The 18,539-nt window shown below is 64.0% G+C and carries 15 protein-coding genes; 9 read left to right on the top strand and 6 right to left on the bottom strand.

The genetic code is table 11. The features are described 5' to 3' along the window. Positions 1-78 precede the first annotated feature (78 nt). Positions 79-2,445 carry an efflux RND transporter permease subunit gene (locus tag K3F49_RS13085; RefSeq protein ID WP_234681323.1) on the top strand — a complete coding sequence of 789 codons (2,367 nt, stop codon included), beginning with the start codon at positions 79-81 and terminating at the stop codon, positions 2,443-2,445. A gap of 106 nt (positions 2,446-2,551) precedes the next feature. Here K3F49_RS13085 and K3F49_RS13080 read toward each other — a convergent pair whose 3' ends face one another. Beyond that, positions 2,552-3,049 carry a hypothetical protein gene (locus K3F49_RS13080; protein WP_234681322.1) on the bottom strand — a complete coding sequence of 166 codons (498 nt, stop codon included), beginning with the start codon at positions 3,047-3,049 and terminating at the stop codon, positions 2,552-2,554. Between the two features lie 478 nt (positions 3,050-3,527). Between K3F49_RS13080 and K3F49_RS13075 the strand changes: the two genes are divergently transcribed. The 6 genes from K3F49_RS13075 to K3F49_RS13050 all read left to right on the top strand — a co-directional run bounded on the left by K3F49_RS13075 (position 3,528) and on the right by K3F49_RS13050 (position 9,697). Next, a complete protein-coding gene (locus K3F49_RS13075; protein WP_234681321.1) occupies positions 3,528-3,761 on the top strand; it encodes a hypothetical protein in 234 nt (77 codons plus the stop codon). A gap of 189 nt (positions 3,762-3,950) precedes the next feature. Then, a complete protein-coding gene (hpnC, locus tag K3F49_RS13070) occupies positions 3,951-4,835 on the top strand; it encodes a squalene synthase HpnC (RefSeq protein ID WP_234681320.1) in 885 nt (294 codons plus the stop codon). Then, complete coding sequence (gene hpnD, locus K3F49_RS13065) at positions 4,825-5,664, top strand: presqualene diphosphate synthase HpnD (protein WP_234681319.1); 840 nt, start codon at positions 4,825-4,827, stop codon at positions 5,662-5,664. The genes hpnC and hpnD overlap by 11 nt, the downstream gene beginning before the upstream one ends. Continuing rightward, a complete protein-coding gene (gene hpnE, locus K3F49_RS13060) occupies positions 5,664-6,920 on the top strand; it encodes a hydroxysqualene dehydroxylase HpnE (protein ID WP_234681318.1) in 1,257 nt (418 codons plus the stop codon). The genes hpnD and hpnE overlap by 1 nt, the downstream gene beginning before the upstream one ends. Before the next feature lie 63 nt (positions 6,921-6,983). Next, positions 6,984-8,951 (top strand): squalene--hopene cyclase, encoded by a 1,968-nt coding sequence (gene shc / locus K3F49_RS13055; protein WP_234681317.1) that lies wholly within the window; start codon positions 6,984-6,986, stop codon positions 8,949-8,951. Then, positions 8,948-9,697 carry a phosphorylase gene (locus K3F49_RS13050; protein ID WP_234681316.1) on the top strand — a complete coding sequence of 250 codons (750 nt, stop codon included), beginning with the start codon at positions 8,948-8,950 and terminating at the stop codon, positions 9,695-9,697. Before shc ends, K3F49_RS13050 begins: the two co-directional genes overlap by 4 nt. 81 nt (positions 9,698-9,778) lie before the next feature. Here K3F49_RS13050 and hpnH read toward each other — a convergent pair whose 3' ends face one another. After that, entirely contained in the window at positions 9,779-10,939 is a 1,161-nt protein-coding gene (hpnH, locus tag K3F49_RS13045; protein WP_234681315.1) for an adenosyl-hopene transferase HpnH, read from the bottom strand. Positions 10,940-10,974: 35 nt separating this feature from the next. Next, complete coding sequence (gene ispH, locus K3F49_RS13040) at positions 10,975-11,901, bottom strand: 4-hydroxy-3-methylbut-2-enyl diphosphate reductase (protein ID WP_234681440.1); 927 nt, start codon at positions 11,899-11,901, stop codon at positions 10,975-10,977. A 460-nt stretch (positions 11,902-12,361) separates the two neighbouring features. Between ispH and hpnN the strand changes: the two genes are divergently transcribed. Further along, complete coding sequence (gene hpnN / locus K3F49_RS13035; protein WP_234681314.1) at positions 12,362-14,950, top strand: hopanoid transporter HpnN; 2,589 nt, start codon at positions 12,362-12,364, stop codon at positions 14,948-14,950. Here hpnN and K3F49_RS13030 read toward each other — a convergent pair. Then, complete coding sequence (locus tag K3F49_RS13030; RefSeq protein ID WP_234681313.1) at positions 14,918-15,553, bottom strand: DUF2147 domain-containing protein; 636 nt, start codon at positions 15,551-15,553, stop codon at positions 14,918-14,920. The genes hpnN and K3F49_RS13030 overlap by 33 nt on opposite strands. A 142-nt stretch (positions 15,554-15,695) precedes the next feature. Between K3F49_RS13030 and hpnO the strand changes: the two genes are divergently transcribed. Continuing rightward, positions 15,696-17,087 (top strand): aminobacteriohopanetriol synthase HpnO, encoded by a 1,392-nt coding sequence (gene hpnO, locus K3F49_RS13025; RefSeq protein ID WP_234681312.1) that lies wholly within the window; start codon positions 15,696-15,698, stop codon positions 17,085-17,087. Positions 17,088-17,204: 117 nt separating this feature from the next. Here the strand turns inward: hpnO and K3F49_RS13020 are convergent, their stop codons facing one another. Further along, complete coding sequence (locus tag K3F49_RS13020) at positions 17,205-17,969, bottom strand: anti-sigma factor family protein (protein WP_234681311.1); 765 nt, start codon at positions 17,967-17,969, stop codon at positions 17,205-17,207. Further along, a complete protein-coding gene (locus K3F49_RS13015) occupies positions 17,966-18,514 on the bottom strand; it encodes a sigma-70 family RNA polymerase sigma factor (RefSeq protein ID WP_234681310.1) in 549 nt (182 codons plus the stop codon). The genes K3F49_RS13020 and K3F49_RS13015 overlap by 4 nt, the downstream gene beginning before the upstream one ends. Between the last annotated feature and the right edge of the window lie 25 nt (positions 18,515-18,539).

Here is an 18,539-nt window from a genome sequence, read left to right as displayed (position 1 = left end):
CATTGGTATGGCGTTTTCAAGCCGTTCGCGGGGCGCAATAAGCTCACTGACCGAACCGATTTAGGAACTGGACAAGGCATGCTCGAAAAGCACCGCGAGAATGAGGTTCATGTCGACAAGGTCGAACAGGGACCTACGTCCTCCATCGCCTTCGGACTGGAGCGCATCGGGCTGATCGCGGTCCGCGCGCCGATCGTTTCCTGCATCGTCCTGGTCGCGCTGATCGTCGGCGCGGTGTTCGGCATCTATCGGATCAAGATCGACGATTCGCTGTCCCAGCTGTTCCGCTCCAACACCCCCGAATTTCGCCAGTATGAAGCGGTGACAAAGAAGTTCCCGGCTGAGGAATTCGACGTTCTCGTCGTGGTCGAAGGCCAGAAGCTCCTGGCGCGGAACAACCTCGAGAAGCTGCGCGACTTCGTCACCGACATGCAGCTGGTCGAGGGCACCCGCGGCCTGGTCTCGCTGTTCTCCGCGCGCCAGGCGCCGGCGCCGGGCAAGTTGCCGGCCGCGTTGTTCCCGGCCGAACTGCCCGAGGGCGCGGCCTATGACCAGTTCATCGAGACCGTCAAAAACAACGAGATCATTCGCGGCAAGCTCCTGTCCGAGGACGGCACGCTCGCGCTGATCGTGCTGTCGCTCGATCCGGAAGTGGTCGCCTCCAACAAGCTCACCAAGACCGTCGGCGACATCCGCGCGCTGATGAAGGAGGATCTCGGCGACACCGGGCTCAGCGTGCAGCTCTCCGGCGTACCGGTGATGCAGCTTGAGATCCGCAACGCGGTCGAGCGTGACGGCCTCACCTACAACATCCTCGGCATTCTTGCCGGCTGCGTCATCGCGATCATCTTCTTCCGCAAGATCTCGTTCATGGTGGTGGCGGCGTTCCCGCCGATGATTGCGATCCTGATCGCGCTCGGCGCGCTCGGCTGGGCCAACTTCAATCTCAACATGTTCCTGAACGTGATGACGCCGCTCATCATGGTGATCTCGTTCTCGGACTCGATGCAGCTTACCTTCGCCGCGCGCGACCGGCTGATCGCAGGCCAGGACAAGTTCACCGCGTTCAAGAACGCGGTGCTGGTGGTGGGCCCGGCCTGCGTGCTGACACACGGCACCGCCGGCATTTCCTTCATCGCGCTCCAGTTCTCCGACTCCGACCTGATCCGCAAATTCGGCGAAGCGGGACTGGCCGCGACGATCATCGCGCTGGTCACGGTGCTGTCGCTGGTGCCGGTGTTCGGCGTGCTGTTCGTGCGCAACGAGAAGCTCTTTGCGGTCAAATTCCAGAGCGCCGATGCCGGCGTGCAGGCGCTGCGCAATTTCTGCTACTGGATCGCGGTGCGCATGGTCGGCCGGCCCGGCCTGTTCAGCCTGATCGCACTGCTGTTCGTCGCCAGCCTCGGTGTCGTCTACGCCAATCTGCAGCCGCGCTATCGGCTTGCCGACCAGGTGCCGGACAAGCGTCAGGCGGTTGCTGCGAGCAACCGGCTCGACGCCAAGCTGACCGGCGCCAATCCGGTCAACGTTCTGATCCAGTTCCCCAAGGGTGAAACGCTCTACTCGCCGGAGACGCTGCAAACCATCGCGGACGTGCATGCGACCGTCGAGAAGGCTGCCGGCGTCGGCAACGTCTGGTCACTGGAGACGCTGCGCCGCTGGCTGGCGGAAAAGGCCGGCAGCGATGACGTCGCAACGCTCAAGGAATATGTCAACGTCATCCCCGAGCATCTGGTGCGACGGTTCATCGATGCCGAGCAGGATGCGGTGGTTGTGGCCGGCCGCGTGCCGGACAAGGACTCCAGCCAGCTCTTGCCGATCGTCGACAAGCTCGACTCCGAACTCGACGCCGTCCGCAAGAAGCACCCCGGCTACGAGGTTGCCGTTACCGGTCTCGCCGCCATCGCCGCGCGCAACTCGGCCGGCATGATCGAGAAGCTGAACCGCGGCCTCACCGTCGAATTCGCGCTGGTTGCGATCTTCATTGGGCTGGCCTTCCGCTCATGGGTGGTGATGTTTGCCTGCATTCTGCCGGGCATCTTCCCGGTGGTGATGTCGGGAACGGTGCTGTGGGCGATGGGCGAGGGGCTGCAGTTCGCCAGCGTCGTGGCGCTCACCGTCTCGTTCGGCCTGGGTCTCTCCGCAACCATCCACTTCCTCAATCGCCTCAGGCTGGAGAGCAAGCCCGGCATCGGTTCGGCGCTCGCGGTAGAGCGCGCAACCGTGCTGGTCGGCCCGGCGCTGATCCTGACCACAGTGGTGCTGGCCTGCGGCCTTGTCGTCACCGTGTTCTCGGATTTGCCGTCGCTGCGGCTGTTCGGCTGGCTCAGCGCCTTCTCGATGGTGGCCGCACTGGTGGCCGACCTCTTCATCCTGCGGCCGACGGCGATGTGGTTGATCAACCTGCACGCCAAGCTCCATGGCCCCGACAAGCCCGCGATCTGAATCGATTGCGACGAGCGATCGACCAAATTCTGATACAAGAAAAACCCCCGGCTTGCGAAAGCCAGGGGTTTGTTTTGATTTGAAGTCTTGGAAGCAGGGAGGGCGGTCAGCCCTTCGTCATCGTGATGTTGACGCCGCGAATCTCGCCCTTGGACGAGATCTGCACCGTCTGCTTGGAGCCGCTGGTGCGCAGCGACAGGTTGGCGGCGAAGCCGTTGGCCTCGACGAACACGTCGATCGAGCCGCCGCCGGCGGTGCCCTGCAGATTGCCGAAGATGTTGCGGTTGGACTCGCTCCAATTGCCGGAGATCCGCTCGCCCTGGCTGGTCACGTCGCTGGTGAGGTCGAACTTGTAGCTGTCGGATGCGCAGTGCAGCGCCTGCTTGAGGCTGAGGCCGGTGCCGGCGACCTTGTAGTCCGCCTTGCAGCGGATGCGCTCGGTCGAGCCGTCGGACAGCGATACCGTGCCGGTGCCGGTCCACGCCCCGTCGAAGCCGGCGAACGGCCCGGACGACTGAGCGTGGCTCGCAGCAACTGAGAAGAGCAGCGCCGCAGCAATGCCGGCCGCCTTGATCGCCAGTTCAGTTCGCCCAAAGAATTTCATCATCAATATCCCGTTTTAGAACGACGCCCGTTCATGAAAGGACGTCTCGCCACATCGAAAGTTTAGTGTTGCGAGCCCGTGGCAGGTTCAAGAGCCTGCGTCGGGTTCAAAGCCTGACCGCTCACAATATCAGGCTCGCGAAGCGGTCTTGCTACGGTCTGGCCCCGGATTTCCTGTGTTTCCATGTGTTTCCGGCCGAAATGGCCGGTCGGACAGATGCAGCTCTGCAACAGGTATGCAGTAAAACGTCAACTGCCAGAATTATGACGTAGTATCAAACCCTTACATCTGCCAATGAAGATCGAGGGAAGACCTGATTTGGTGGGCGCGGCGCCAATTTGGCCGCATTTACCAGCGCTTGTGCCTTCTCCGGTGCCGCTCTTTCCGCGGCAACTTGCCATCAGAACAATCCGTTCCCGTCGTCCGCCCTGTGCTGTCCGAGATTGGTGCGATTCTGCCGTCAGAATGAAGGAATACAATGCGTAAGCTTCTCGTCGCTCTCACCGTGCTGTCGGCAACCCTGTCCACGGCTGCGTTCGCCCAGCAGGGGCGTGGCACGGACAGCGAGCAGAAGGCCTGCACGCGCGATGTGCAAAAGTTCTGCCGTCCGGTCATCGACCAGGGCGATTTCACCATCCTGGCCTGTCTCAAGGAGAACCGGGCCAAGATCTCGCAGGCCTGCGACCAGGTCCTGAAAAACCACAACCAGTAAGCTCGGCCACTGGCCCACAAAGGCGGCCGTGGGGCCGCCTTTTTCAGGCCGGATCCGCAGGGCTGCCATCGAGAGACAGGATTGGTTTTGCGGCCGTATTCCCCTATATGGGGGCCGCGGCGGCGCCGGCATGAGGCCCGCGCGAGCGCAAAAGCCCTTCCTGTCCAAACGATTGTTGATCAGCCCTCGATGACCTCTGCGAGCGAATTGCGATCCGGCAAGGGTGACCACGACGAGAATTTTCCCGTCGCGTCCTGGATCATTCATCCGCGTCATCGCGCGCTGATCCTGGCGTATTACAACTTCGTCCGCACTGCCGACGACATCGCGGACCACGCGACCCTGCCGGCGGACGAAAAGCTGCGCTATCTCGACCTGTTCGAGGCGGAACTGCTCGGCAAGGGCGATACTCAGGCTGAAGCGGTCGCGCTGCGGCGCGCGCTGGCCGAGCGGGGCATGGCACCGCGCCACGCGCTCGACGTGCTCATCGCGTTCCGTATGGACGTGACAAAACTGCGCTACGAGACCTGGGACGAGGTCATCCACTATTGCCGCTATTCGGCGATGCCGGTGGGCCGCTTCATGCTCGACGTCCATGGCGAGAGCACCTCGACCTGGGCCGCGTCGGATGCGCTTTGTGCGGGCCTTCAGATCAACAACCACCTCCAGGATTGCGGCAAGGATTTCCGCGAGCTCAATCGCGTCTATCTGCCGCGAGATGCACTGACCGCAAGCGGCGCCTCGGTCGAGCAGCTCGGACTTGCGCAGTCGCCGCCGGCGATGCTGGCCTGCCTGCAGGGGCTGGCCGTGCGCAACGAAGCGCTGCTGGGCGAGGGCAGGTCGCTGAGTGCGGAGATCAGGGATTTCCGCCTCGGCGTCGACGTCGCGGTGATCCAGGCCTATGCCGACCGCATCGTGCGCCTGTTGAAGATGCGCGATCCCCTGCGCGAGCGCGTGCATCTGAACAAGCTTGAACTGCTCACCTTCAGCCTCGCCGGCATGATCGGCGAAGCCGGCCGTCGTGCGATCGGCCGCAAGGCCATCTCGAATCCGGGGACTGCCCATGACGCTTGAGGCGACCGCGCCCGGCGCCAATTATGGCTCGTCCGCATCGAACAGCTCCTTCTACGCTGCGATGCGCATCCTGCCGCGCGACCAGCGCGAGGCGATGTTCCAGATCTACAGCTTCTGCCGCCAGGTCGACGACATCGCCGATTCCGACGGTCCGCGCGACGAACGGCTCGCCGCGCTCCAGGAATGGCGCAACGACATCGACGCGCTCTACCAGGGCAATCCGCCGCCGCGGCTTGCCGACTATGTCGGGTCCGTGAAGACCTTCGGCCTGAAGCGGGAGGATTTCCTCGCCATCGTAGACGGCATGGAGATGGACGTGCCCCAGGACATCCGCGCGCCCGACATGGCGACGCTCGATCTTTATTGCGATCGGGTCGCCAGCGCCGTCGGGCGGCTGTCGGTGCGGGTGTTCGGCCTGCCGGAAGCGGACGGCATCGAGCTCGCGCATCATCTCGGCCGCGCGCTGCAGCTCACCAACATTCTACGCGACATCGACGAGGACGCAACGCTCGGCCGGCTCTATCTGCCGCGCGAGGCGCTGCTGCATGCCGGTATCACGTCCAACGACCCGAACCGCGTGATCGCCGAGCGCGGGCTGCCGAAAGTCTGCCTGCCGCTGACGCAGCGCGCGAAGGCGCATTTCGAGAAGTCGGACGAGATCATGAACCGCAACAAGCGCCGCGCGGTGCGTGCGCCGCGGATCATGTCGAAGTATTATCATGCGATTCTGGACCTCCTGATCGCGCGCGGATTCAACGCGCCGCGCGAGCCGGTGCGTGTGTCGAAGGTCACACGCTTCGCGATCCTGTTCCGCTACGCTTTCATCTGATGCAAAACACAGCTCACATCATCGGCGCCGGAATTTCCGGCCTTTCCGCCGCCGTGCGGCTCGCCAGTGCCGGCTTCAAGGTCGCCGTGCACGAAGCGACGCAACAGGCCGGTGGTCGTTGCCGCTCCTATTTCGACGGCGCCACCAATCTCACCATCGACAATGGCAATCATCTGCTGCTGTCGGGCAACAGCCACGCGCGTGCCTATGCACGCTCGATCGGCACCGAGGCAGGACTGGTCGGTCCTGAAACCGCGCAGTTTCCCTTCGTCGATATCAAGACCGGGCAACGCTGGCAGATCGATCTCGGCGCCGGCCGGTGGCCGACCTGGGTGCTCGACGAAAGCCGCCGCGTGCCCGACACCGGGCTCACCGATTACCTCAAGCTGGCACCGCTGATCTGGGCCTCGGAACAGACGCTGGTCGGCAAGTCCATTCCCTGCGAAGGCATTCTCTATCAGCGCCTGGTGCAGCCGCTGCTGCTCGCCGCACTCAATGTCGATCCGCCCGAAGGCTCGGCCGGGCTCGCCGGCGCGATCGTGCGCGAGACGTTGCTCGCGGGCGGGCAGGCCTGCCGACCGCTGATCGCGCGCGATGGCCTCAGTGCCGTGCTGATCGAGCCTGCCGTGAAATTCTTGGCTGAGCGCGGACACTCCGTTCAGCTCGGCCATGAGTTGCGCTCCTTCGTCACCACTGACGGCAAGGTCACCGCGCTGAACTTCGGCGGCGAGGATGTGATCCAGCTTGCTGCGGGCGATGTGATCGTGATGGCGGTGCCGCCGCGCGCGGCGACGAGCCTGCTGCCGGGGTTGAAGGCGCCGACCGAATTCCGCGCCATTGTGAATGCCCATTTCCGCTTCGACCCGCCGCCGGGTGCGGCGCCGATCGTGGGCGTGATCGGCGGCGTCGTGGAATGGCTGTTTGCGTTCCCGAACCGGCTCTCCGTCACCATCAGCAATGGCGACCGCCTCGTCGACATGCCGCGCGAGGAACTCGCGCAGGCGATCTGGAACGATGTCTGCAAGGCGGGTGGTGTCTCCGGCGAGCTGCCACCGTGGCAGATCGTGCGCGAACGTCGTGCCACATTTGCGGCGACACCGGCACAGAATGCCCTGCGTCCGGGGCCGGTCACCGCGCTGAAAAACCTGTTCCTTGCCGGCGACTGGACTGCTACGGGATTGCCTGCAACGATCGAGGGGTCGGTGCGGTCCGGTGATCGCGCCGCCGATCTGGTTTTGGCCGCCAAGGAAACCTGACGAGCGGCCCTGATGGGCAATGTTCCCGTCACTTTCAATCGACTATCGGAGCAATCGAGCGCCATGGATTCCGTGAACGCGACCAGCCGCGAAGCTTTGGAATCAAACTTATTGGAATCGAGCATTGCGTCGGCGACGCAAGGCGTCCTCGGTTTGCAGCAGTCCGACGGCCATTGGGTATTCGAGCTCGAGGCCGACTGCACGATCCCGGCCGAATACGTCCTGCTGCGCCATTACCTCGCAGAGCCCGTCGACACCGCGCTCGAGGCCAAGATCGGCAACTATCTGCGCCGCGTTCAGGGCGCCCATGGCGGCTGGCCGCTGGTGCATGACGGTGCGTTCGACATGAGCGCCAGCGTGAAGGCCTACTTCGCGCTGAAGATGATCGGCGATTCCGTCGACGCCCCGCACATGGTGCGTGCGCGCGAGGCGATCCATTCACGCGGTGGTGCGATCAACAGCAACGTCTTCACCCGTTTTCTGCTCGCGACGTTCGGCGTCGTGACCTGGCGCGCGACGCCGGTGCTGCCGATCGAGATCATGCTGCTGCCGTTCTGGTTCCCGTTCCACATCAACAAGATCTCGTATTGGGCGCGCACCACCATGGTGCCGTTGATGGTGATCGCCGCGCTGAAGCCGCGCGCGAGGAATCCGAAGGGAGTCGGCATCGACGAGCTGTTTCTCCAGGATCCCCGCTCGATCGGCATGACCGCGAGGGCGCCACACCAGAGCAAGGCCTGGTTCGTGCTGTTCAGCGCGCTCGACAGCGTCTTGCGCGTGGTCGAGCCGATGTTTCCGAAACGCATGCGCCAGCGTGCCATCGACGCCGCGCTCGCCTTCACCGAGGAGCGGCTCAACGGCGAGGACGGCATGGGCGCGATCTATCCGCCCATGGCCAACATCGTCATGATGTACGACGCGCTCGGCAAGGACGAGAACTTCCCGCCGCGCGCGATCACGCGCCGGGGCATCGACAAGCTGCTCGTGATCAACGGCGACGAGGCCTATTGCCAGCCCTGCGTCTCGCCGGTGTGGGACACGACGCTGACGGCGCACGCGCTGCTGGAAGCCGGCGGCGACAAGGCCGTGCCTGCGGCCAGGCAGGGCCTCGACTGGCTGATCCCGAAGCAGGAGCTTCAGGTGAAGGGCGACTGGGCGGTGAAACGGCCCGACGTGCGTCCGGGCGGCTGGGCCTTCCAGTACAACAATGCCCATTACCCCGATCTCGACGACACTGCCGTGGTGGTGATGTCGATGGACCGCATGCGCCGGGAGCACGGTGTTGCCGGCTATGACGCGGCGATCGACCGCGCCCGGGAGTGGATCGAGGGCATGCAGAGCGACGACGGGGGCTGGGCTGCCTTCGACGTCAACAACCTCGAATATTACCTCAACAACATCCCGTTCTCCGACCACGCAGCGCTGCTCGATCCGCCGACCGAGGACGTCACCGCCCGCTGCATCTCGATGCTGGCCCAGCTCGGCGAGACCGAGACAACCAGCAAGCACGTCGCCGGCGGCGTGGCCTATCTGCGCAAGACCCAGCACCCCGAGGGGTCCTGGTACGGCCGCTGGGGCATGAACTTCATCTATGGAACCTGGTCGGTGCTATGCGCCCTCAACATGGCCGGCGTCGACCGCAACGACCCCATGATGCGCAAGGCGGCCGGCTGGCTGACCTCGATCCAGAACAAGGACGGCGGCTGGGGTGAGGACGCCGTCAGCTACCGGTTGGACTACAAGGGCTGGGAACCCGCCCCCTCGACCGCCTCGCAAACGGCATGGGCCTTGCTTGCCCTGATGGCTGCTGGCGAGGTTGATCACCCGGCCGTCGCCCGCGGGGTGGAGTACCTGATTGCAACACAGAACGAAAAAGGACTGTGGGACGAGAGCCGCTATACCGCCACAGGCTTTCCCCGCGTGTTCTATCTGCGGTATCATGGATACCCGAAGTTCTTCCCGTTGTGGGCGCTGGCGCGGTATCGGAACTTGCGGAACACCAACAGCAGGGTGGTAGGGGTCGGGATGTGACTTTGGGGATGGGGGACTATATTACCGCGGGCAATGCCATTGATCCGCGGCCGATCTTGATCGTGACCGGATTGGTTCAGGAGGCCCGCATCGCTGCCGGCCCCGGAATGGCGGTCATTTGCTCGTCCAGCAGCCCGACCCAGTTGCGGGCCCTCCTGACGGTGGTGGATCCCGAGACGATTCGCGGCGTGATCTCGTTCGGCGTGGCCGGCGGGCTCGACCCGACGCTGCGTTCCGGCGACGTGGTGGTGGCGACCGAGGTGCTTGCGGGCGATGCTCGCTGGGGCGCCGGCCTGTCGCTCAGCGACGATCTCATCGACAAGCTGACCTCCGGCCGCCGCCGGGTCGTGCGCGGTAGCCTTGCCGGTGCCGAGGAAGTGGTCACGGGCCGCACCTGCAAGGCGGCGCTGCATTCCGAGACCGGCGCCTCCGCCGTCGACATGGAAAGCCACATCGCGGCCGCCTACGCCGCCGAGGCCGGCTTGCCGTTCGCCGCGGTTCGCGTCATCAGCGATCCCGCTCATCGCGCGTTGCCGGCGCTCGCACGCGCCGCCATCAAGCCGAACGGCCAGATCGACCTCGCCGCCGTCCTGCGCGGCATCGTGCGCAATCCGGCGACGCTGCATGCGCTGGTCTCGACCGGCATCGACTTCAACCGCGCGCTGCGCTCACTGCGTGGCTGCCGTGACTTCCTGATCGGCACGGAGCTGCTGGACAGCGAGACGCTGGTGTCCAAGGCGGCCTGAGCGGCTACTTCGCGCTGACAAAAGAAAAGGCCCGGTCGCCATTGGCGATCGGGCCTTTTTGTTCGTGCCGACTTTGCGTGCTTACGCGGCGGTCGAGGCCTTCCGAGCGGCCTTCTCCGCGGCAGCGGCGGCTTCGTCCTTGCGAATCTCCGACAGGCGCTTCTGGACTTCCGCCGAGAAGATGTACTGCGCCGGGCGCTGCTTCGACATGTCGATCTCCGGCGCCATCGGGCCGGAGGTCCTGATGCCGCGCAGCGACACCCACATCGCCTTGATCGGGTTGTTGAGCGCGGCGGTCGCGGCCGTCGGCTCGTAGCCGCAATGGGCCATACAGTCGGCGCACTTCTCGTACTTGCCGGTGCCGTAGGTCTCCCAGTCGGTGGTGTCCATCAGCTCCTTGAAGGTTTTTGCGTAGCCTTCACCGAGCAGGTAGCAGGGCTTCTGCCAGCCGAAAATGTTGCGCGCGGGCATGCCCCACGGCGTGCACTCGTATTCCTGGTTGCCGGCGAGGAAGTCCAGGAACAGGCCGGAATGCATGAAATTCCACTTCTTGCCCTTGCCCATCGCAAAGACGTCGCGGAACAGCTTCTTGGTCTTGGTGCGGTTGAGGAAGTGCTCCTGGTCCGGCGCGCGCTCGTAGGCATAGCCCGGCGACATCGAGACGCCGACGCCGAGCTCGACGGTGAGGTCGAGGAATTTTGCGATCTCCTCGGCCGGATGGCCGTCGAAGATGGTGGCGTTGACGTTGACGGTGAAGCCGCGGGCCTTCGCCGCTTTGATCGCGGAGACGGCGCGGTCGAACACGCCCTTCTGCGACACGGCCTTGTCGTGATGGTCCTTCAGGCCGTCGAGATGCACGGAGAAGAACAGATAGGGCGAGGGCTCGAACAGATCGAGCTTCTTTTCGAGCAGCAGCGCGTTGGTGCAGAGCGAGACGAACTTCTTGCGCGCGACGAGGCCACGCACGATCTCGCCGATCTCCTTGTGGATCAGCGGTTCGCCGCCGGGGATCGCGACCATTGGTGCGCCGCACTCGTCGGCCGCGTCCCAGCACTCCTGCGCCGTCATGCGGCGGTTGAGGATCGCATCCGGATAGTCGATCTTGCCGCAGCCGACGCAGGCGAGGTTGCAGCGGAACAGCGGCTCAAGCATCAGCACGAGCGGATAGCGTTTGCGGCCAAGCAGTTTCTGCTTGAGCAAATAGCCGCCGATACGCATTTCCTTGAAGAAGGGGATTGCCATTACACGTTTCTTTCTGGGCTTGAAATTCGGGTAGGTCAGCTTGCAGCCAGCTCGGCCGGAAGCCTGAATTCGATGTTTTCCTCGCGGCCCGGGAGCACCGAGACCGTCACCGGTCCGATCCGCCGCAGCGCTTCGATCACGTCATCCACCAGCACCTCGGGCGCCGAGGCGCCGGCCGTGAGGCCGACGGTCCTGGCACCATTCAACCACTCCGGATTGAGCTCGCGGCCATCGGCGATCAGATAACTCGCGACGCCGGCTTCAGTGCCGATTTCGCGGAGCCGGTTTGAATTCGAGCTATTGGTAGCGCCCACCACCAAAATCACGTCGACCAGCTTGCTCAAGTCCCTTACCGCAGATTGGCGGTTCTGTGTCGCATAGCAGATATCCCGGATGTCTGGGCCTTGAATATCTGTAAATTTGGCTTGAAGAGCCCCGATAATGTCCTTTGTGTCGTCGACCGACAGCGTGGTCTGGGTGATGTAGGCCACTGGCGTATCCGCCGGCAGCGCCAGGGCCTTGGCCTCTTCAACGCTCTGGACCAGCAGAACGGGCCCGGGAACCTGGCCCATCGTGCCCTCGACCTCGGGGTGGCCGGCATGGCCGATCAGGATCAGGGTGCGGCCCTTGGTGATGTAGCGCTTCCCCTGATTGTGAACTTTCGTGACCAGGGGACAAGTGGCGTTCAGCACCGGAAGGTCACGCGTGGCGGCCTCTTCCTCGACGCTGCGGGCGACCCCATGGGCGCTGAAAACGGTGACCGCCTTCGGGGGAACTTCGGACAGCTCCTCGACGAAGATCGCACCTTTGTTCTTCAGGCTCTCGACGACATATTTGTTGTGCACGATCTCGTGGCGCACGTAGACGGGCGGGCCGTACTTCTCCAAGGCCTTTTCGACGATCTCGATCGCGCGCACCACGCCCGCGCAAAAGCCGCGCGGTTGCGCTAGATAAACTTCCATAGGACGCCCATCACGCAAATTGCACCAATCCGCTCAATTGTCCCAGGCGGCACCCCGATACGGGCCAATGCTGCAATTTCTGCACCATTGGTATCGCGACCGCGGTAACCGCCCACCCCATCCGGGCTCCGGCGCATGCAGGCACAGCACTTTGTGTCAAAAAATCGGCGGCAAGGAAAGGTGGAACAAGTCGGCGGTTCCCGGCCAAGCCGATTTTGGGTATTATAATACTTCATTTCGCGCGAGCAAGACGGCGACATTTGTGCTCACCCCTTCGTCACTTTACCGCCTCATCTCCCCGGCTATACCGGCCCTCCCGCATGATTTTGCCACGGTCTCCCGGCGTTTACTTCGAACCTTGTTCCCGCGAGAGCGACCCAAAACAGCAATAGGTTTCGCTGGGGAACTCCGATAAACAGCGGGCGTTTCCGGCAGGCTATTAACACTAGAAAGAAAATACGTGCTGCAAAGCGTAGTCGTTGCCATCGTCAGGGCCTGTACCCGGTTTGCCTCCCTCGTCGTCGTTCTCGGGCTCGTGCTGGCGGTGGGGGCGGGCTATTACACGTCCCGGCACTTCGCCATCAACACCGACATCAATTCGCTGATTGCCCAGAATCTGGACTGGCGCCAGCGCGACCAGCAGTTCGACCGTGCCTTCGACCGCGACGCGACGATTCTCGCGGTCGTCGAGGCCAGGACGCCGGAGATGGCGACCGCAGCCGCGGACGCGCTGTTTGCCAAGCTGAAGGACAACAAGACCGAATTCCAGTCGATGCAGCAGCTCGGCACCGGTGAGTTCTTCGAGAAGAACGGCCTGCTGTTCCTGCCGACCGAGGAAGTCGGCAAGATCACCGGCCAGTTCGAATCAGCAGCGCCCCTGATCGAGATCATGGCCGGCGATCCGTCGATCCGCGGCCTGACCGGCGCGCTGGAGACCGGGCTGGCCGGCGTCAAGCGCGGCCAGGTCAAGCTCGATAGCACCGAGCGGCCATTCAACCAGATCTCGCAGACGGTCGAGACCGTGCTCAACAAGGGCAATGCGAGCTTCTCCTGGCGCGAACTCGTCAGTGATCAGCCGCTGTCGGATTCGGACAAGCGTGCCTTCATCGAGTTCAAGCCGATCCTTGATTACAACGCGCTGGAGCCCGGCAAGGGTGCAACCGACGCGATCCGGAAGGCCGCGGTCGATCTCGATTTCGCGACCAAATACCAGGCGCGGGTGCGCCTGACCGGCCCGGTGCCGATCGCCAACGAGGAATACGCCACCGTCCAGGAAGGCGCTGTCGTGAACGGCGTCGGCACGGTGCTCGTCGTGCTCTTGATCCTGTGGCTGGCGCTGCACTCCTCGAAGATTATCTTCGCAGTGTTCGTCAATCTCTTCGTCGGCCTTGCGCTGACGACCGCCGCGGGCCTGATGATGGTCGGCTCGTTCAATTTGCTGTCGATCGCGTTCGCGGTGCTGTTCGTCGGCCTGGGCGTCGATTTCGGCATCCAGTACAGCGTCCGCTACCGCTCGGAGCGCTACAAGCACGACGATCTCTCCGGCGCGCTGGTGCTCGCCGCGAAGCGCTCCGCGGTGCCGCTGTCGCTGGCGGCGATGGCGACTGCGGCCGGCTTCCTCTGTTTCCTGCCGACCGACTACAAGGGCATTTCCGAGCTCGGCCAGATCGCCGGCGTCGGCATGTTGGTGGCGTTCGTCTCCAGCATCACCGTATTGCCCGCGATGTTGAAGCTGCTGAATCCGCCCGGCGAGATGGAGCCGGTCGGCTATGCCTTCCTGGCGCCGCTCGATCATTTCCTCGAGAAGCACCGTGTGTTGGTCGTCGGCGGCACGCTGCTGCTGGCGGTCGCCGGCCTGCCGCTGCTCTATTTCCTGAAGTTCGACTTCAACCCGATGAACTTGCGCAATCCGAAGGCGGAATCGATCGCGACCTTCCTCGATCTGCGCCAGGATCCGAACACCGGCGCCAATGCCATCAACGTGATGGTCAAGTCGGAAGAGCAGGCCAAGCAGGTCGAGGCGAAGCTGGAGAAGGTGCCGGAAGTGCTGCGGGTGATGTCGCTCGACAGCTTCGTGCCGGAAGATCAGCAGCCGAAGCTGAAGCTGCTCGCGCAGGGCGCCAAGGTGCTGAACCCCGCGCTCAACCCGGACCAGATCGACGCGGCGCCTTCCGACCAGGAAAACGTCGAGTCGCTGAAATCATCGGTCGACAATCTGCGCCGCACCGCCGGCGACGCCAAGGGCGCAGGTGCGGTCGCCTCGCGACGGCTCGCGGACGCGCTCGAGAAGCTCGCCAATTCGGATGAGGCGACCCGCAACAAGGCGCAGGACGTGTTCGTGACGCCAATGAAGATCGTGTTCGACCAGCTCCGGAACGCGCTGCAGGCCGAGCCGGTCACCCTGAAGTCACTGCCGCCAGATCTCGTGAGCGTCTGGAAAAGCAAGGACGGCATTATTCGCGTCGAAGCTCAGCCAAAGGGCGATCCCAACGACAACGATACGCTGCGCAGATTCGCGGCGGCCGTCCTCGAGGCCGAGCCGACCGCCATCGGCGGGCCGGTCTCGATCCTGAAATCCGGCGACACCATCGTGAACGCGTTCATCCATGCCGGCATCTATGCGCTGCTGGTGATCGGCCTGTTGCTGTGGCTGACGCTGCGCCGCATCGTCGACGTGCTGATGACGCTGGTGCCGCTTCTGGTCGCGGGCGCGGTGACGCTCGAGATCTGCGTATTGATCGGCCTGCCGCTCAACTTCGCCAATATCGTCGCGTTCCCGCTGCTGCTCGGCGTCGGCGTCGCGTTCAAGATCTATTATGTCGTGGCATGGCGGTCCGGCAGGACAAACCTGCTTCAGACCAGCCTGACGCGGGCGATCTTTTTCAGCGCACTAACCACGGCGACGGCGTTCGGCAGCCTGTGGCTGTCGAGCCATCCGGGCACGTCCAGCATGGGCAAGCTGCTCGCACTTTCTCTGGTGACGACGCTTGCCGCAGTGCTGCTGTTTCAGCCGGCCCTAATGGGCAAACCCCGCAATCTCCGGGAGTAGGCAGATATCGCCGACGGAATCGGCGGCTGCGCTCTTCTGGCCAGGCTTGGCGGCGACTGCGCTCTTCGGAGCCGCCGTCGCCGGCGCAGGTGCTGCGGCGCCTGGCGCTGGCGCAGCCTTGGGCGCCGCTCCGGTGGTTTTTGGCGCACCCTTGGCCATGGCGTTGGCGGTGCTCAAAGGGATCGGCGGACCAACGCGGGTCCAGGTCTCTCCGCCGCATAGAAAGCCCATCACGCAGCCCTTGATTTCAAGCTTATCGGCGCCTGTGGGCGTGATGGTCGCGCTGTAGAGCTGGCCATCCTTCGCGTTGTAGACTTGGCCTTCCCACTGCTCGGCGCCGGCCGTTTTCTTCATGTCGATCAGGATCGCCATGCCCAGTGTCGGCCTGTTCTTTTTTGAGACATCCGGGTTGTTCTCGTCGCGTCCGCCGGACTGCTTTTCCCAGGAAACCGCGCCCCACATGCTGCCATTGCATTGAGCGACACGGACATTGGCAACGCCATCGGCGACCCGCCAGTCGCCGGTGGGATCGGCGGCGAGCGCCGGTGTCAGGCTGGCGTAACCGCCTGCCAGTATTATTCCGGTGTAAATGGCCAAACGCATGAGTGTTCCTTGGCAGTGCAACATGGTTTAAAGCTGTGCTTGCGAAGATGGTCCGAAAAAGGGCAAAAGGCCGCACAGACCCTTTTCCGTTTGCTGACCGTTTTCAGTTGACGAAGCGGCCCTCAACCGAAGTATGTAGCGGATGAACAGTCCAAATCCAGACATGTCTCAGTTGTTCGCGGACCGTCAGGCCCAGCGCAGCACCCTGCATAATCGGTATCTGAACGAGCAGTTCGTCCGGGTTCTCAAGACCATCGGCTACGATGTCGGTTTCCAGAGGGGGCAGGGGCAGTACCTCTACGATCGCGAGGGGGCGCGTTATCTCGACCTCTTGTCCGGCTTTGGCGTGTTCGCAATCGGGCGCAATCATCCGGTGATGCGCGACGCCCTGAAAAGCGTGCTCGATGCCGATCTGCCCAATCTTGTCCAGTTCGACGTTTCGGTGCTGGCCGGCGTGCTCGCCGAGCGGCTGTTGAAATACGTTCCCTACCTCGACAAGGTGTTCTTTGCCAATTCCGGCGCCGAATGTGTCGAGGCGGCGATCAAGTTCGCCCGCGGGGCTACGGGCCGCCCCGGCATCGTCTACTGCGCCCACGGCTATCACGGCCTGACCTATGGCGCGCTGTCGCTGACCGGTGATTCGAACTTCCGCACCGGCTTCGAGCCGCTGCTGCCGGGCTGCACCTCGGTTCCTTTCAACGATCTCGCCGCGCTCGAGAAGGCGCTGGCCTCGCGCGAGGTCGCGGCCTTCGTCGTCGAGCCGATCCAGGGCAAGGGCGTCAACATGCCCTCCGACGAGTTCCTGCCGGGCGCGGCCGCGCTCTGCAAGAAGTACGGCACTCTGTTCGTCGCCGACGAGATCCAGACCGGCATGGGCCGCACCGGCCGTTTCCTCGCCGTCGAGCACTGGAACGTCGAGCCCGACATGGTGCTGCTGTCGAAGTCACTGTCGGGCGGCCACGTGCCGGTCGGCGCGGTGCTGACGCGCAAGAGCATCTTCGACAAGATCTTCAACCAGATGGACCGCGCCGTGGTGCACGGTTCGACCTTCTCCAAGAACGATCTCGCGATGGCCGCCGGCATCGCCGCCCTCGACGTGATGGAATCGGAGAAGCTGATCGAGTCCGCCGCCAAGCGCGGCGCCGAGCTTCGCCTCGCGCTCACCCGCATGGTGCCCGGCTACGAGCTGATGAAGGAAGTGCGCGGCAAAGGCCTGATGATCGGCATCGAGTTCGGCCCGCCGAAATCGCTGCGGCTGCGGGCGTCCTGGAACGTGCTGGAGGCCGCCAACAAGGGCCTGTTCTGCCAGCTCATCACGGTGCCGCTGTTCAAGGATCACAAGATACTGACGCAGGTCGCCGGCCACGGCAGCCACACCATCAAGCTGTTGCCGCCGCTCACCATTACCGAAGAAGACTGCAGCTGGATCGAGCGCGCCTTCGACGACGTCATCGCCGGCAGCCACAAGGTCCCCGGTGCGATCTGGTCGCTCGGCAAGACGCTGGTGGATAACGCGGTGCGGCGGTCGGCCTGATCACTTGCCGAGGCGTCTCGGCCATCGTCATTGCGAGCGCAGCGAAGCAATCCAGAGTCTTTCCGCGATGACGGTCTGGATTGCTTCGCTTCGCTCGCAATGACGAGGTGACTGACGCTACCCCGCCACACTCGCCTTCATCCCAGCCTCGAACTTGTCGACGAATTCGGTGAGCTCGTCGCCGCCGATATCGCTGACGGCCCAGAAGTTCAGGCCGCGCTCGCCCCAGCGGCGGCAGTTGAAACCCTGCATGGTCTGCGTCTTCGGCGGCCGGTGCTCGCTGCTCGCGGTCTGCGAGACGAACAAATTGATGATGTGCTGCCGGCGTCGGTAGACGACGGCGCCGATAGCGCGCGCATCGACATAGTCGAGCCGGCCGCCGACCAGCGTAAAACCTTGCGCGGTGAGGTCGATCACGGGCGGGGCGACGTCGAGCTTGCCGTTGAACCAGGGCTTGACCGTGTGCTGGTCAGTCGAGACGACGTCGATGAGGTGGCCGGCCTGGAGCGAGCGCAGATGCGCGGAGACGACTTCCTCGAGGACGCGCTGCTGGTCGTCCTGGCGCAGCACGACGGCGACGACGCCGGAGGCGGCGAGCGCCGAGACCGCCGAGCCCATCGCGAAACCGCGCAGCACGGAACGTCGGCTCGGCTGCGGTCGCGCCTGCGGCATCGATGCCTCGATACGCGCGCGCAGGCTTGCCGGCGCGGTGTAGTGCAGCCTGGTATCGGCCAACACGCGCTTCATGTCGCGCTGTGCCGCCAACTCGGCCGTGCACGCTGGGCAGCCGGCGATATGGGCTTCGACCTCGCGCGCATGGCCGGCATCGAGTTCGTTGTCGAGCAGCGCGTGAAGCAGGATTTTTGCTTCGTCGCAGGTCATTTCGAGTGCTCCTCTTCCGCCGTCCAGGCCGCGCGCAGCATGGCGCGGGCGCGGGCGAGGCGGGACATCACGGTGCCGACGGGGGCACCGACGGCTTCTGCAATTTCACGATAGGACAGGTTATTGATCTCCCGCAGCACGAAGGTTTCCTTGAATGGCTCGGCGAGCGCGTCGATCATCTTGCGAATGGCGCCGGCGTCGCGGCTGCGCAGCACCTCCGTCTCCGGGCTCGCCTCGTTCTCCTGCCACATCGGCGTCTGGTCGGCGGCGGCGGGCGTGTCCTCGATCGCGGCGTGCGAGTGCGCGCGTCTGGCATATTCGGCGTTGCAGACATTGCGCAGGATCGCGAACAGCCACGGCTTCATCGCCGGCCCGCGATAGCTGTCGAAGTGCTTCAGCGCGCGCAAATAGCATTCCTGCACCGCGTCCTCCGCGTCGGAGGCGTCGCGCAGCAGGTAGCGTGCGAGCGTGTAGACGTCGTCGAGATAGGGGAGTGCCGCCTCGCGGAAGCGCTGCGCCTTCTGGAAATCGTCGCTGACGGGCATCGCCTCTCGCTTTGCCTCTTGCTGC

The sequence above is a fragment of the Bradyrhizobium monzae genome (assembly GCF_021458635.1).
Classification (GTDB): domain Bacteria; phylum Pseudomonadota; class Alphaproteobacteria; order Rhizobiales; family Xanthobacteraceae; genus Bradyrhizobium.
The sequence above is the reverse complement of the archived record's forward strand: the minus strand, read 5'-3'. Positions and strand labels throughout refer to the sequence as shown.